This is a genomic window from Aliivibrio fischeri ATCC 7744 = JCM 18803 = DSM 507 (assembly GCF_023983475.1).
GTDB classification, from domain to species: domain Bacteria; phylum Pseudomonadota; class Gammaproteobacteria; order Enterobacterales; family Vibrionaceae; genus Aliivibrio; species Aliivibrio fischeri.
In genome coordinates this window covers 2,774,258-2,790,728 of record NZ_CP092712.1, presented here as the reverse complement: position 1 = coordinate 2,790,728, position 16,471 = coordinate 2,774,258, and the positions used below count along the sequence as shown (strand labels likewise).

7 tRNA genes and 8 rRNA genes are annotated in these 16,471 nt (G+C 49.3%); all 15 read left to right on the top strand.

The annotated features are described in order from the left end of the window. The first annotated feature begins 272 nt into the window (after positions 1–272). The 15 genes from AVFI_RS12800 to AVFI_RS12730 all read left to right on the top strand — a co-directional run bounded on the left by AVFI_RS12800 (position 273) and on the right by AVFI_RS12730 (position 16,432). A 16S ribosomal RNA gene (locus AVFI_RS12800) occupies positions 273–1,825 on the top strand. A gap of 67 nt (positions 1,826–1,892) precedes the next feature. Beyond that, positions 1,893–1,968: transfer RNA gene (locus AVFI_RS12795), tRNA-Ala, on the top strand. A 274-nt stretch (positions 1,969–2,242) separates the two neighbouring features. Further along, positions 2,243–5,133, top strand: a 23S ribosomal RNA gene (locus AVFI_RS12790). A 94-nt stretch (positions 5,134–5,227) separates the two neighbouring features. Then, positions 5,228–5,343, top strand: a 5S ribosomal RNA gene (rrf, locus tag AVFI_RS12785). A 364-nt stretch (positions 5,344–5,707) separates the two neighbouring features. After that, positions 5,708–7,260, top strand: a 16S ribosomal RNA gene (locus tag AVFI_RS12780). 69 nt (positions 7,261–7,329) lie between these two features. Beyond that, a tRNA-Ile gene (locus AVFI_RS12775) sits at positions 7,330–7,406 on the top strand. Between the two features lie 36 nt (positions 7,407–7,442). Then, positions 7,443–7,518: transfer RNA gene (locus AVFI_RS12770), tRNA-Ala, on the top strand. A 268-nt stretch (positions 7,519–7,786) separates the two neighbouring features. Beyond that, a 23S ribosomal RNA gene (locus AVFI_RS12765) occupies positions 7,787–10,677 on the top strand. A 94-nt stretch (positions 10,678–10,771) separates the two neighbouring features. Further along, a 5S ribosomal RNA gene (gene rrf, locus AVFI_RS12760) occupies positions 10,772–10,887 on the top strand. Positions 10,888–11,251: 364 nt separating this feature from the next. After that, a 16S ribosomal RNA gene (locus AVFI_RS12755) occupies positions 11,252–12,804 on the top strand. A 95-nt stretch (positions 12,805–12,899) separates the two neighbouring features. Continuing rightward, positions 12,900–12,975 (top strand) — tRNA-Glu (locus AVFI_RS12750). 2 nt (positions 12,976–12,977) lie between these two features. Then, a tRNA-Lys gene (locus AVFI_RS12745) sits at positions 12,978–13,053 on the top strand. Positions 13,054–13,077: 24 nt separating this feature from the next. Further along, positions 13,078–13,153: transfer RNA gene (locus tag AVFI_RS12740), tRNA-Ala, on the top strand. 31 nt (positions 13,154–13,184) lie between these two features. Beyond that, a tRNA-Val gene (locus AVFI_RS12735) sits at positions 13,185–13,260 on the top strand. 281 nt (positions 13,261–13,541) lie between these two features. Then, positions 13,542–16,432: ribosomal RNA gene (locus AVFI_RS12730) — 23S ribosomal RNA — on the top strand. The 16S, 23S and 5S rRNA genes sit together here with 7 tRNA genes alongside, the layout of an rRNA operon. The last annotated feature ends 39 nt before the right edge of the window (positions 16,433–16,471 follow it).

Genomic DNA, 16,471 nt, shown 5'->3' with positions numbered 1-16,471 from the left:
AATAATTTGAAAATAATCCTTGACTTAATAATTTGGCTCTGTATTATACGCAGCCTCAAACGACGAAACGGAAACGCAAGTCGTTGAAAGAAAAGCTCTTTAACAATTTAACCAAATCAATCTGTGTGGGCACTTGTGAGTTGATAATCACTGTTTGCGAAAGCAAGCAAATAATCAATGAACTGAGTGACTACACAAAATTACTTTTATGTAACAATCAGTATTAATCATTGAGTCGGCTTTGTTTCTGCTGAAACAAACCAAAAAAACTTTAATTGAAGAGTTTGATCATGGCTCAGATTGAACGCTGGCGGCAGGCCTAACACATGCAAGTCGAGCGGAAACGACTTAACTGAACCTTCGGGGAACGTTAAGGGCGTCGAGCGGCGGACGGGTGAGTAATGCCTGGGAATATGCCTTAGTGTGGGGGATAACTATTGGAAACGATAGCTAATACCGCATAATGTCTTCGGACCAAAGAGGGGGACCTTCGGGCCTCTCGCGCTAAGATTAGCCCAGGTGAGATTAGCTAGTTGGTGAGGTAAGAGCTCACCAAGGCGACGATCTCTAGCTGGTCTGAGAGGATGATCAGCCACACTGGAACTGAGACACGGTCCAGACTCCTACGGGAGGCAGCAGTGGGGAATATTGCACAATGGGCGAAAGCCTGATGCAGCCATGCCGCGTGTATGAAGAAGGCCTTCGGGTTGTAAAGTACTTTCAGTAGGGAGGAAGGTGTTGTAGTTAATAGCTGCAGCATTTGACGTTACCTACAGAAGAAGCACCGGCTAACTCCGTGCCAGCAGCCGCGGTAATACGGAGGGTGCGAGCGTTAATCGGAATTACTGGGCGTAAAGCGCATGCAGGTGGTTCATTAAGTCAGATGTGAAAGCCCGGGGCTCAACCTCGGAACCGCATTTGAAACTGGTGAACTAGAGTGCTGTAGAGGGGGGTAGAATTTCAGGTGTAGCGGTGAAATGCGTAGAGATCTGAAGGAATACCAGTGGCGAAGGCGGCCCCCTGGACAGACACTGACACTCAGATGCGAAAGCGTGGGGAGCAAACAGGATTAGATACCCTGGTAGTCCACGCCGTAAACGATGTCTACTTGGAGGTTGTTCCCTTGAGGAGTGGCTTTCGGAGCTAACGCGTTAAGTAGACCGCCTGGGGAGTACGGTCGCAAGATTAAAACTCAAATGAATTGACGGGGGCCCGCACAAGCGGTGGAGCATGTGGTTTAATTCGATGCAACGCGAAGAACCTTACCTACTCTTGACATCCAGAGAATTCGCTAGAGATAGCTTAGTGCCTTCGGGAACTCTGAGACAGGTGCTGCATGGCTGTCGTCAGCTCGTGTTGTGAAATGTTGGGTTAAGTCCCGCAACGAGCGCAACCCTTATCCTTGTTTGCCAGCACGTAATGGTGGGAACTCCAGGGAGACTGCCGGTGATAAACCGGAGGAAGGTGGGGACGACGTCAAGTCATCATGGCCCTTACGAGTAGGGCTACACACGTGCTACAATGGCGCATACAGAGGGCTGCAAGCTAGCGATAGTGAGCGAATCCCAAAAAGTGCGTCGTAGTCCGGATTGGAGTCTGCAACTCGACTCCATGAAGTCGGAATCGCTAGTAATCGTAGATCAGAATGCTACGGTGAATACGTTCCCGGGCCTTGTACACACCGCCCGTCACACCATGGGAGTGGGCTGCAAAAGAAGTGGGTAGTTTAACCTTCGGGAGGACGCTCACCACTTTGTGGTTCATGACTGGGGTGAAGTCGTAACAAGGTAGCCCTAGGGGAACCTGGGGCTGGATCACCTCCTTAAACGATAGATTACGATTTATGAGTGTTCACACAGATTGATTAGGTTAAAAAATTAAAGAGACTATGTGGGGCTATAGCTCAGCTGGGAGAGCGCTTCGCTGGCAGCGAAGAGGTCTGCGGTTCGATCCCGCATAGCTCCACCATCTTTAAGTATTCTCACTTGAGAGTCTTTAAAAATGGTTACACGCATAAGCGTGAAATCGCTCTTTAACAATTTGGAAAGCTGACTGATTTAAATAACTTACGAGTTATTCAAATCAAAATTTAAAAGTTCTTAATATCCTTTGTTTTACTTTGTAAAACGAAGAACAACACATTCAAGTGTTCTTGTATTTTGAATCCGGCGAAAAACCAGAACTCGCAATGACGAGTTCAACCTTGGTTGTTTATGCCATACGAAACCTCTTGGGGTTGTATGGTTAAGTGACTAAGCGTACACGGTGGATGCCTTGGCAGTCAGAGGCGATGAAAGACGTATTAACTTGCGATAAGCCCAGATTAGGTAGTAAAAACCATTTGAGTCTGGGATTTCTGAATGGGGAAACCCACGTGCATAAGCACGTATCACTACATGAATACATAGTGTAGTGAGGCGAACCGGGAGAACTGAAACATCTAAGTACCCCGAGGAAGAGAAATCAACCGAGATCCCGAAAGTAGCGGCGAGCGAAATTGGGTTAGCCCTTAAGCTTTTAATGAGACAGGTGAAGGCTCTGGAAAGTGCCGCGATACAGGGTGATAGCCCCGTAACCGACATCTCATCATCAGTGAAAACGAGTAAGGCGGGACACGTGATATCCTGTCTGAATATGGGGGGACCATCCTCCAAGGCTAAATACTACTGACTGACCGATAGTGAACCAGTACCGTGAGGGAAAGGCGAAAAGAACCCCTGTGAGGGGAGTGAAATAGAACCTGAAACCGTGTACGTACAAGCAGTAGGAGCACCCTCGTGGTGTGACTGCGTACCTTTTGTATAATGGGTCAGCGACTTATATTCAGTGGCAAGGTTAACCGTTTAGGGGAGCCGTAGGGAAACCGAGTCTTAACTGGGCGTTCAGTCTCTGGATATAGACCCGAAACCAGGTGATCTAGCCATGGGCAGGTTGAAGATTGAGTAACATCAATTGGAGGACCGAACCGACTAATGTTGAAAAATTAGCGGATGACTTGTGGCTAGGGGTGAAAGGCCAATCAAACCTGGAGATAGCTGGTTCTCCCCGAAATCTATTTAGGTAGAGCCTCGGACGAATACTACTGGGGGTAGAGCACTGTTAAGGCTAGGGGGTCATCCCGACTTACCAACCCTTTGCAAACTCCGAATACCAGTAAGTACTATCCGGGAGACACACGGCGGGTGCTAACGTCCGTCGTGGAGAGGGAAACAACCCAGACCGCCAGCTAAGGTCCCAAAGTTATAGTTAAGTGGGAAACGATGTGGGAAGGCTCAGACAGCCAGGATGTTGGCTTAGAAGCAGCCATCATTTAAAGAAAGCGTAATAGCTCACTGGTCGAGTCGGCCTGCGCGGAAGATGTAACGGGGCTAAACTATACACCGAAGCTGCGGCAATACAGTTTACTGTATTGGGTAGGGGAGCGTTCTGTAAGCGGTTGAAGGTGCGTTGTAAAGCGTGCTGGACGTATCAGAAGTGCGAATGCTGACATGAGTAACGATAAAGCGGGTGAAAAACCCGCTCGCCGGAAGACCAAGGGTTCCTGTCCAACGTTAATCGGGGCAGGGTAAGTCGACCCCTAAGGCGAGGCCGAAAGGCGTAGTCGATGGGAAACGGGTTAATATTCCCGTACTTCTTACAATTGCGATGGGGGGACGGAGAAGGCTAGGTGGGCTTGGCGACGGTCGTCCAAGTTCAAGTATGTAGGCTGTATTCTTAGGCAAATCCGGGAATACACTAGGCTGAGATACGATGTCGAGCTACTACGGTAGTGAAGCCATTGATGCCATGCTTCCAGGAAAAGCCTCTAAGCTTCAGATTGTAAGGAATCGTACCCCAAACCGACACAGGTGGTCGAGTAGAGAATACTAAGGCGCTTGAGAGAACTCGGGTGAAGGAACTAGGCAAAATGGTACCGTAACTTCGGGAGAAGGTACGCTCCTAGCGGTGATGAGACTTGCTCTCTAAGCTGCCGGGAGTCGCAGATACCAGGTGGCTGCAACTGTTTATTAAAAACATAGCACTGTGCTAAATCGTAAGATGACGTATACGGTGTGACGCCTGCCCGGTGCTTGAAGGTTAATTGATGGGGTTAGACTTCGGTCGAAGCTCTTGATCGAAGCCCAAGTAAACGGCGGCCGTAACTATAACGGTCCTAAGGTAGCGAAATTCCTTGTCGGGTAAGTTCCGACCTGCACGAATGGCGTAATGATGGCCACGCTGTCTCCACCCGAGACTCAGTGAAATTGAAATCGCTGTGAAGATGCAGTGTACCCGCGGCTAGACGGAAAGACCCCGTGAACCTTTACTACAGCTTGGCACTGAACATTGACCCTACATGTGTAGGATAGGTGGGAGCCTTTGAAGCAAGTACGCCAGTATTTGTGGAGGCAATCTTGAAATACCACCCTTGTATGCTTGATGTTCTAACGTTGGCCCCTTATCGGGGTTGCGGACAGTGCCTGGTGGGTAGTTTGACTGGGGCGGTCTCCTCCCAAAGAGTAACGGAGGAGCACGAAGGTGGGCTAATCACGGTTGGACATCGTGAGGTTAGTGCAATGGCATAAGCCCGCTTGACTGCGAGAATGACAATTCGAGCAGGTGCGAAAGCAGGTCATAGTGATCCGGTGGTTCTGAATGGAAGGGCCATCGCTCAACGGATAAAAGGTACTCCGGGGATAACAGGCTGATACCGCCCAAGAGTTCATATCGACGGCGGTGTTTGGCACCTCGATGTCGGCTCATCACATCCTGGGGCTGAAGTCGGTCCCAAGGGTATGGCTGTTCGCCATTTAAAGTGGTACGCGAGCTGGGTTTAGAACGTCGTGAGACAGTTCGGTCCCTATCTGCCGTGGGCGTTGGATGATTGAAGGGGGCTGCTCCTAGTACGAGAGGACCGGAGTGGACGAACCTCTGGTGTTCGGGTTGTCACGCCAGTGGCATTGCCCGGTAGCTAAGTTCGGAATCGATAAACGCTGAAAGCATCTAAGCGTGAAGCGAGCCCTGAGATGAGTCATCCCTGATACTTTAAGTATCCTAAAGGGTTGTTGGAGACTACGACGTAGATAGGTCAGGTGTGTAAGTGCTGCGAGGCATTGAGCTAACTGATACTAATTGCCCGTGAGGCTTAACCATACAACACCCAAGGGGTTTTGAACGGATTTGAAGTTGCAAGAAACAAATTGAATGTGATTAAGAACACAATAAGCTTTCCAAATTAAAGAATTTGCTTGGCGACCATAGCATTATGGACCCACCTGATCCCATGCCGAACTCAGAAGTGAAACGTAATAGCGCCGATGGTAGTGTGGGGTTTCCCCATGTGAGAGTAGGACATCGCCAGGCTTGAATTTGAATGAGAGCCCGTTCAGTTGAACGGGCTTTTATTTCGCTCCCAGACTGTCACTGTGAGCCAAGTCAACATAACGTTTTTAACGATTCAAAAATAATTGAAAAAGTTGAAAATATTATCTTGACTTTCAAATCAGACAGCGTATTATACGCAGCCTGAAACGACGAAGCGGAAACGCTAAGTGGTTGAAAGACAAGCTCTTTAACAATTTAACCAAATCAATCTGTGTGGGCACTTGTGAATTGATAATCAACAAATTATCAATGAACTGAGTGACTACACAAAATTACTTTTATGTAACAATCAGTATTAATCATTGAGTCGGTTTTGTTTCTGCTGAAACAAACCAAAAAACTTTAATTGAAGAGTTTGATCATGGCTCAGATTGAACGCTGGCGGCAGGCCTAACACATGCAAGTCGAGCGGAAACGACTTAACTGAACCTTCGGGGAACGTTAAGGGCGTCGAGCGGCGGACGGGTGAGTAATGCCTGGGAATATGCCTTAGTGTGGGGGATAACTATTGGAAACGATAGCTAATACCGCATAATGTCTTCGGACCAAAGAGGGGGACCTTCGGGCCTCTCGCGCTAAGATTAGCCCAGGTGAGATTAGCTAGTTGGTGAGGTAAGAGCTCACCAAGGCGACGATCTCTAGCTGGTCTGAGAGGATGATCAGCCACACTGGAACTGAGACACGGTCCAGACTCCTACGGGAGGCAGCAGTGGGGAATATTGCACAATGGGCGAAAGCCTGATGCAGCCATGCCGCGTGTATGAAGAAGGCCTTCGGGTTGTAAAGTACTTTCAGTAGGGAGGAAGGTGTTGTAGTTAATAGCTGCAGCATTTGACGTTACCTACAGAAGAAGCACCGGCTAACTCCGTGCCAGCAGCCGCGGTAATACGGAGGGTGCGAGCGTTAATCGGAATTACTGGGCGTAAAGCGCATGCAGGTGGTTCATTAAGTCAGATGTGAAAGCCCGGGGCTCAACCTCGGAACCGCATTTGAAACTGGTGAACTAGAGTGCTGTAGAGGGGGGTAGAATTTCAGGTGTAGCGGTGAAATGCGTAGAGATCTGAAGGAATACCAGTGGCGAAGGCGGCCCCCTGGACAGACACTGACACTCAGATGCGAAAGCGTGGGGAGCAAACAGGATTAGATACCCTGGTAGTCCACGCCGTAAACGATGTCTACTTGGAGGTTGTTCCCTTGAGGAGTGGCTTTCGGAGCTAACGCGTTAAGTAGACCGCCTGGGGAGTACGGTCGCAAGATTAAAACTCAAATGAATTGACGGGGGCCCGCACAAGCGGTGGAGCATGTGGTTTAATTCGATGCAACGCGAAGAACCTTACCTACTCTTGACATCCAGAGAATTCGCTAGAGATAGCTTAGTGCCTTCGGGAACTCTGAGACAGGTGCTGCATGGCTGTCGTCAGCTCGTGTTGTGAAATGTTGGGTTAAGTCCCGCAACGAGCGCAACCCTTATCCTTGTTTGCCAGCACGTAATGGTGGGAACTCCAGGGAGACTGCCGGTGATAAACCGGAGGAAGGTGGGGACGACGTCAAGTCATCATGGCCCTTACGAGTAGGGCTACACACGTGCTACAATGGCGCATACAGAGGGCTGCAAGCTAGCGATAGTGAGCGAATCCCAAAAAGTGCGTCGTAGTCCGGATTGGAGTCTGCAACTCGACTCCATGAAGTCGGAATCGCTAGTAATCGTAGATCAGAATGCTACGGTGAATACGTTCCCGGGCCTTGTACACACCGCCCGTCACACCATGGGAGTGGGCTGCAAAAGAAGTGGGTAGTTTAACCTTCGGGAGGACGCTCACCACTTTGTGGTTCATGACTGGGGTGAAGTCGTAACAAGGTAGCCCTAGGGGAACCTGGGGCTGGATCACCTCCTTAAACGATAGATTACGATTTATGAGTGTTCACACAGATTGATTAGGTTAAAAAATTAAGAGACTTAATGTTGGGTCTGTAGCTCAGTTGGTTAGAGCGCACCCCTGATAAGGGTGAGGTCGGTGGTTCAAATCCACTCAGACCCACCAATACTTCTCCAGAAAGTATTGGATAACATTATATTTGGGGTTATAGCTCAGCTGGGAGAGCGCCTGCCTTGCACGCAGGAGGTCTGCGGTTCGATCCCGCATAGCTCCACCATCTTTAAGTATTCTCATTTGAGAGTCTTTAAAAATGGTTTCGAAAGAAACATTGCTCTTTAACAATTTGGAAAGCTGACTGATTTAAATAACTTACGAGTTATTCAAATCAAAATTTAAAAGTTCTTAATATCCTTTGTTTTACTTTGTAAAACGAAGAACAACACATTCAAGTGTTCTTGTATTTTGAATCCGGCGAAAAACCAGAACTCGCAATGACGAGTTCAACCTTGGTTGTTTATGCCATACGAAACCTCTTGGGGTTGTATGGTTAAGTGACTAAGCGTACACGGTGGATGCCTTGGCAGTCAGAGGCGATGAAAGACGTATTAACTTGCGATAAGCCCAGATTAGGTAGTAAAAACCATTTGAGTCTGGGATTTCTGAATGGGGAAACCCACGTGCATAAGCACGTATCACTACATGAATACATAGTGTAGTGAGGCGAACCGGGAGAACTGAAACATCTAAGTACCCCGAGGAAGAGAAATCAACCGAGATCCCGAAAGTAGCGGCGAGCGAAATTGGGTTAGCCCTTAAGCTTTTAATGAGACAGGTGAAGGCTCTGGAAAGTGCCGCGATACAGGGTGATAGCCCCGTAACCGACATCTCATCATCAGTGAAAACGAGTAAGGCGGGACACGTGATATCCTGTCTGAATATGGGGGGACCATCCTCCAAGGCTAAATACTACTGACTGACCGATAGTGAACCAGTACCGTGAGGGAAAGGCGAAAAGAACCCCTGTGAGGGGAGTGAAATAGAACCTGAAACCGTGTACGTACAAGCAGTAGGAGCACCCTCGTGGTGTGACTGCGTACCTTTTGTATAATGGGTCAGCGACTTATATTCAGTGGCAAGGTTAACCGTTTAGGGGAGCCGTAGGGAAACCGAGTCTTAACTGGGCGTTCAGTCTCTGGATATAGACCCGAAACCAGGTGATCTAGCCATGGGCAGGTTGAAGATTGAGTAACATCAATTGGAGGACCGAACCGACTAATGTTGAAAAATTAGCGGATGACTTGTGGCTAGGGGTGAAAGGCCAATCAAACCTGGAGATAGCTGGTTCTCCCCGAAATCTATTTAGGTAGAGCCTCGGACGAATACTACTGGGGGTAGAGCACTGTTAAGGCTAGGGGGTCATCCCGACTTACCAACCCTTTGCAAACTCCGAATACCAGTAAGTACTATCCGGGAGACACACGGCGGGTGCTAACGTCCGTCGTGGAGAGGGAAACAACCCAGACCGCCAGCTAAGGTCCCAAAGTTATAGTTAAGTGGGAAACGATGTGGGAAGGCTCAGACAGCCAGGATGTTGGCTTAGAAGCAGCCATCATTTAAAGAAAGCGTAATAGCTCACTGGTCGAGTCGGCCTGCGCGGAAGATGTAACGGGGCTAAACTATACACCGAAGCTGCGGCAATACAGTTTACTGTATTGGGTAGGGGAGCGTTCTGTAAGCGGTTGAAGGTGCGTTGTAAAGCGTGCTGGACGTATCAGAAGTGCGAATGCTGACATGAGTAACGATAAAGCGGGTGAAAAACCCGCTCGCCGGAAGACCAAGGGTTCCTGTCCAACGTTAATCGGGGCAGGGTAAGTCGACCCCTAAGGCGAGGCCGAAAGGCGTAGTCGATGGGAAACGGGTTAATATTCCCGTACTTCTTACAATTGCGATGGGGGGACGGAGAAGGCTAGGTGGGCTTGGCGACGGTCGTCCAAGTTCAAGTATGTAGGCTGTATTCTTAGGCAAATCCGGGAATACACTAGGCTGAGATACGATGTCGAGCTACTACGGTAGTGAAGCCATTGATGCCATGCTTCCAGGAAAAGCCTCTAAGCTTCAGATTGTAAGGAATCGTACCCCAAACCGACACAGGTGGTCGAGTAGAGAATACTAAGGCGCTTGAGAGAACTCGGGTGAAGGAACTAGGCAAAATGGTACCGTAACTTCGGGAGAAGGTACGCTCCTAGCGGTGATGAGACTTGCTCTCTAAGCTGCCGGGAGTCGCAGATACCAGGTGGCTGCAACTGTTTATTAAAAACATAGCACTGTGCTAAATCGTAAGATGACGTATACGGTGTGACGCCTGCCCGGTGCTTGAAGGTTAATTGATGGGGTTAGACTTCGGTCGAAGCTCTTGATCGAAGCCCAAGTAAACGGCGGCCGTAACTATAACGGTCCTAAGGTAGCGAAATTCCTTGTCGGGTAAGTTCCGACCTGCACGAATGGCGTAATGATGGCCACGCTGTCTCCACCCGAGACTCAGTGAAATTGAAATCGCTGTGAAGATGCAGTGTACCCGCGGCTAGACGGAAAGACCCCGTGAACCTTTACTACAGCTTGGCACTGAACATTGACCCTACATGTGTAGGATAGGTGGGAGCCTTTGAAGCAAGTACGCCAGTATTTGTGGAGGCAATCTTGAAATACCACCCTTGTATGCTTGATGTTCTAACGTTGGCCCCTTATCGGGGTTGCGGACAGTGCCTGGTGGGTAGTTTGACTGGGGCGGTCTCCTCCCAAAGAGTAACGGAGGAGCACGAAGGTGGGCTAATCACGGTTGGACATCGTGAGGTTAGTGCAATGGCATAAGCCCGCTTGACTGCGAGAATGACAATTCGAGCAGGTGCGAAAGCAGGTCATAGTGATCCGGTGGTTCTGAATGGAAGGGCCATCGCTCAACGGATAAAAGGTACTCCGGGGATAACAGGCTGATACCGCCCAAGAGTTCATATCGACGGCGGTGTTTGGCACCTCGATGTCGGCTCATCACATCCTGGGGCTGAAGTCGGTCCCAAGGGTATGGCTGTTCGCCATTTAAAGTGGTACGCGAGCTGGGTTTAGAACGTCGTGAGACAGTTCGGTCCCTATCTGCCGTGGGCGTTGGATGATTGAAGGGGGCTGCTCCTAGTACGAGAGGACCGGAGTGGACGAACCTCTGGTGTTCGGGTTGTCACGCCAGTGGCATTGCCCGGTAGCTAAGTTCGGAATCGATAAACGCTGAAAGCATCTAAGCGTGAAGCGAGCCCTGAGATGAGTCATCCCTGATACTTTAAGTATCCTAAAGGGTTGTTGGAGACTACGACGTAGATAGGTCAGGTGTGTAAGTGCTGCGAGGCATTGAGCTAACTGATACTAATTGCCCGTGAGGCTTAACCATACAACACCCAAGGGGTTTTGAACGGATTTGAAGTTGCAAGAAACAAATTGAATGTGATTAAGAACACAATAAGCTTTCCAAATTAAAGAATTTGCTTGGCGACCATAGCATTATGGACCCACCTGATCCCATGCCGAACTCAGAAGTGAAACGTAATAGCGCCGATGGTAGTGTGGGGTTTCCCCATGTGAGAGTAGGACATCGCCAGGCTTGAATTTGAATGAGAGCCCGTTCAGTTGAACGGGCTTTTATTTCGCTCCCAGACTGTCACTGTGAGCCAAGTCAACATAACGTTTTTAACGATTCAAAAATAATTGAAAAAGTTGAAAATATTATCTTGACTTTCAAATCAGACAGCGTATTATACGCAGCCTGAAACGACGAAGCGGAAACGCTAAGTGGTTGAAAGACAAGCTCTTTAACAATTTAACCAAATCAATCTGTGTGGGCACTTGTGAATTGATAATCAACAAATTATCAATGAACTGAGTGACTACACAAAATTACTTTTATGTAACAATCAGTATTAATCATTGAGTCGGTTTTGTTTCTGCTGAAACAAACCAAAAAACTTTAATTGAAGAGTTTGATCATGGCTCAGATTGAACGCTGGCGGCAGGCCTAACACATGCAAGTCGAGCGGAAACGACTTAACTGAACCTTCGGGGAACGTTAAGGGCGTCGAGCGGCGGACGGGTGAGTAATGCCTGGGAATATGCCTTAGTGTGGGGGATAACTATTGGAAACGATAGCTAATACCGCATAATGTCTTCGGACCAAAGAGGGGGACCTTCGGGCCTCTCGCGCTAAGATTAGCCCAGGTGAGATTAGCTAGTTGGTGAGGTAAGAGCTCACCAAGGCGACGATCTCTAGCTGGTCTGAGAGGATGATCAGCCACACTGGAACTGAGACACGGTCCAGACTCCTACGGGAGGCAGCAGTGGGGAATATTGCACAATGGGCGAAAGCCTGATGCAGCCATGCCGCGTGTATGAAGAAGGCCTTCGGGTTGTAAAGTACTTTCAGTAGGGAGGAAGGTGTTGTAGTTAATAGCTGCAGCATTTGACGTTACCTACAGAAGAAGCACCGGCTAACTCCGTGCCAGCAGCCGCGGTAATACGGAGGGTGCGAGCGTTAATCGGAATTACTGGGCGTAAAGCGCATGCAGGTGGTTCATTAAGTCAGATGTGAAAGCCCGGGGCTCAACCTCGGAACCGCATTTGAAACTGGTGAACTAGAGTGCTGTAGAGGGGGGTAGAATTTCAGGTGTAGCGGTGAAATGCGTAGAGATCTGAAGGAATACCAGTGGCGAAGGCGGCCCCCTGGACAGACACTGACACTCAGATGCGAAAGCGTGGGGAGCAAACAGGATTAGATACCCTGGTAGTCCACGCCGTAAACGATGTCTACTTGGAGGTTGTTCCCTTGAGGAGTGGCTTTCGGAGCTAACGCGTTAAGTAGACCGCCTGGGGAGTACGGTCGCAAGATTAAAACTCAAATGAATTGACGGGGGCCCGCACAAGCGGTGGAGCATGTGGTTTAATTCGATGCAACGCGAAGAACCTTACCTACTCTTGACATCCAGAGAATTCGCTAGAGATAGCTTAGTGCCTTCGGGAACTCTGAGACAGGTGCTGCATGGCTGTCGTCAGCTCGTGTTGTGAAATGTTGGGTTAAGTCCCGCAACGAGCGCAACCCTTATCCTTGTTTGCCAGCACGTAATGGTGGGAACTCCAGGGAGACTGCCGGTGATAAACCGGAGGAAGGTGGGGACGACGTCAAGTCATCATGGCCCTTACGAGTAGGGCTACACACGTGCTACAATGGCGCATACAGAGGGCTGCAAGCTAGCGATAGTGAGCGAATCCCAAAAAGTGCGTCGTAGTCCGGATTGGAGTCTGCAACTCGACTCCATGAAGTCGGAATCGCTAGTAATCGTAGATCAGAATGCTACGGTGAATACGTTCCCGGGCCTTGTACACACCGCCCGTCACACCATGGGAGTGGGCTGCAAAAGAAGTGGGTAGTTTAACCTTCGGGAGGACGCTCACCACTTTGTGGTTCATGACTGGGGTGAAGTCGTAACAAGGTAGCCCTAGGGGAACCTGGGGCTGGATCACCTCCTTAAACGATAGATTACGGTTTATGAGTGTTCACACAGATTGATTAGGTTAAAAACGTAAAGAAGCAATGAAGATGCCCAACATCTTCAAATATCCAGTGTCCCGTTCGTCTAGAGGCCTAGGACACCGCCCTTTCACGGCGGTAACAGGGGTTCGACTCCCCTACGGGATACCATTGGGTCGTTAGCTCAGTTGGTAGAGCAGTTGACTTTTAATCAATTGGTCGCAGGTTCGAATCCTGCACGACCCACCATTTCCTCCCAAGGAAATAAAATTTGGGGCTATAGCTCAGCTGGGAGAGCGCCTGCCTTGCACGCAGGAGGTCTGCGGTTCGATCCCGCATAGCTCCACCATTCTTTCTCACGAAAGAATTAAAACTTTCGTGGGCGATTAGCTCAGTTGGGAGAGCACCTCCCTTACAAGGAGGGGGTCACTGGTTCGAGCCCGGTATCGCCCACCATCTTTAAGCGTTCTTTGAAGCAAAAAGCCGATGAGAGTCTTTAAAAATGGTTTCGAAAGAAACATTGCTCTTTAACAATTTGGAAAGCTGACTGATTTAAATAACTTACGAGTTATCTAAATCAAAATTTAAAAGTTCTTAATATCCTTTGTTTTACTTTGTAAAACGAAGAACAACACATTCAAGTGTTCTTGTATTTTGAATCCGGCGAAAAACCAGAACTCGCAATGACGAGTTCAACCTTGGTTGTTTATGCCATACGAAACCTCTTGGGGTTGTATGGTTAAGTGACTAAGCGTACACGGTGGATGCCTTGGCAGTCAGAGGCGATGAAAGACGTATTAACTTGCGATAAGCCCAGATTAGGTAGTAAAAACCACTTGAGTCTGGGATTTCTGAATGGGGAAACCCACGTGCATAAGCACGTATCACTACATGAATACATAGTGTAGTGAGGCGAACCGGGAGAACTGAAACATCTAAGTACCCCGAGGAAGAGAAATCAACCGAGATCCCGAAAGTAGCGGCGAGCGAAATTGGGTTAGCCCTTAAGCTTTTAATGAGACAGGTGAAGGCTCTGGAAAGTGCCGCGATACAGGGTGATAGCCCCGTAACCGACATCTCATCATCAGTGAAAACGAGTAAGGCGGGACACGTGATATCCTGTCTGAATATGGGGGGACCATCCTCCAAGGCTAAATACTACTGACTGACCGATAGTGAACCAGTACCGTGAGGGAAAGGCGAAAAGAACCCCTGTGAGGGGAGTGAAATAGAACCTGAAACCGTGTACGTACAAGCAGTAGGAGCACCCTCGTGGTGTGACTGCGTACCTTTTGTATAATGGGTCAGCGACTTATATTCAGTGGCAAGGTTAACCGTTTAGGGGAGCCGTAGGGAAACCGAGTCTTAACTGGGCGTTCAGTCTCTGGATATAGACCCGAAACCAGGTGATCTAGCCATGGGCAGGTTGAAGATTGAGTAACATCAATTGGAGGACCGAACCGACTAATGTTGAAAAATTAGCGGATGACTTGTGGCTAGGGGTGAAAGGCCAATCAAACCTGGAGATAGCTGGTTCTCCCCGAAATCTATTTAGGTAGAGCCTCGGACGAATACTACTGGGGGTAGAGCACTGTTAAGGCTAGGGGGTCATCCCGACTTACCAACCCTTTGCAAACTCCGAATACCAGTAAGTACTATCCGGGAGACACACGGCGGGTGCTAACGTCCGTCGTGGAGAGGGAAACAACCCAGACCGCCAGCTAAGGTCCCAAAGTTATAGTTAAGTGGGAAACGATGTGGGAAGGCTCAGACAGCCAGGATGTTGGCTTAGAAGCAGCCATCATTTAAAGAAAGCGTAATAGCTCACTGGTCGAGTCGGCCTGCGCGGAAGATGTAACGGGGCTAAACTATACACCGAAGCTGCGGCAATACAGTTTACTGTATTGGGTAGGGGAGCGTTCTGTAAGCGGTTGAAGGTGCGTTGTAAAGCGTGCTGGACGTATCAGAAGTGCGAATGCTGACATGAGTAACGATAAAGCGGGTGAAAAACCCGCTCGCCGGAAGACCAAGGGTTCCTGTCCAACGTTAATCGGGGCAGGGTAAGTCGACCCCTAAGGCGAGGCCGAAAGGCGTAGTCGATGGGAAACGGGTTAATATTCCCGTACTTCTTACAATTGCGATGGGGGGACGGAGAAGGCTAGGTGGGCTTGGCGACGGTCGTCCAAGTTCAAGTATGTAGGCTGTATTCTTAGGCAAATCCGGGAATACACTAGGCTGAGATACGATGTCGAGCTACTACGGTAGTGAAGCCATTGATGCCATGCTTCCAGGAAAAGCCTCTAAGCTTCAGATTGTAAGGAATCGTACCCCAAACCGACACAGGTGGTCGAGTAGAGAATACTAAGGCGCTTGAGAGAACTCGGGTGAAGGAACTAGGCAAAATGGTACCGTAACTTCGGGAGAAGGTACGCTCCTAGCGGTGATGAGACTTGCTCTCTAAGCTGCCGGGAGTCGCAGATACCAGGTGGCTGCAACTGTTTATTAAAAACATAGCACTGTGCTAAATCGTAAGATGACGTATACGGTGTGACGCCTGCCCGGTGCTTGAAGGTTAATTGATGGGGTTAGACTTCGGTCGAAGCTCTTGATCGAAGCCCAAGTAAACGGCGGCCGTAACTATAACGGTCCTAAGGTAGCGAAATTCCTTGTCGGGTAAGTTCCGACCTGCACGAATGGCGTAATGATGGCCACGCTGTCTCCACCCGAGACTCAGTGAAATTGAAATCGCTGTGAAGATGCAGTGTACCCGCGGCTAGACGGAAAGACCCCGTGAACCTTTACTACAGCTTGGCACTGAACATTGACCCTACATGTGTAGGATAGGTGGGAGCCTTTGAAGCAAGTACGCCAGTATTTGTGGAGGCAATCTTGAAATACCACCCTTGTATGCTTGATGTTCTAACGTTGGCCCCTTATCGGGGTTGCGGACAGTGCCTGGTGGGTAGTTTGACTGGGGCGGTCTCCTCCCAAAGAGTAACGGAGGAGCACGAAGGTGGGCTAATCACGGTTGGACATCGTGAGGTTAGTGCAATGGCATAAGCCCGCTTGACTGCGAGAATGACAATTCGAGCAGGTGCGAAAGCAGGTCATAGTGATCCGGTGGTTCTGAATGGAAGGGCCATCGCTCAACGGATAAAAGGTACTCCGGGGATAACAGGCTGATACCGCCCAAGAGTTCATATCGACGGCGGTGTTTGGCACCTCGATGTCGGCTCATCACATCCTGGGGCTGAAGTCGGTCCCAAGGGTATGGCTGTTCGCCATTTAAAGTGGTACGCGAGCTGGGTTTAGAACGTCGTGAGACAGTTCGGTCCCTATCTGCCGTGGGCGTTGGATGATTGAAGGGGGCTGCTCCTAGTACGAGAGGACCGGAGTGGACGAACCTCTGGTGTTCGGGTTGTCACGCCAGTGGCATTGCCCGGTAGCTAAGTTCGGAATCGATAAACGCTGAAAGCATCTAAGCGTGAAGCGAGCCCTGAGATGAGTCATCCCTGATACTTTAAGTATCCTAAAGGGTTGTTGGAGACTACGACGTAGATAGGTCAGGTGTGTAAGTGCTGCGAGGCATTGAGCTAACTGATACTAATTGCCCGTGAGGCTTAACCATACAACACCCAAGGGGTTTTGAACGGATTTGAAGTTGCAA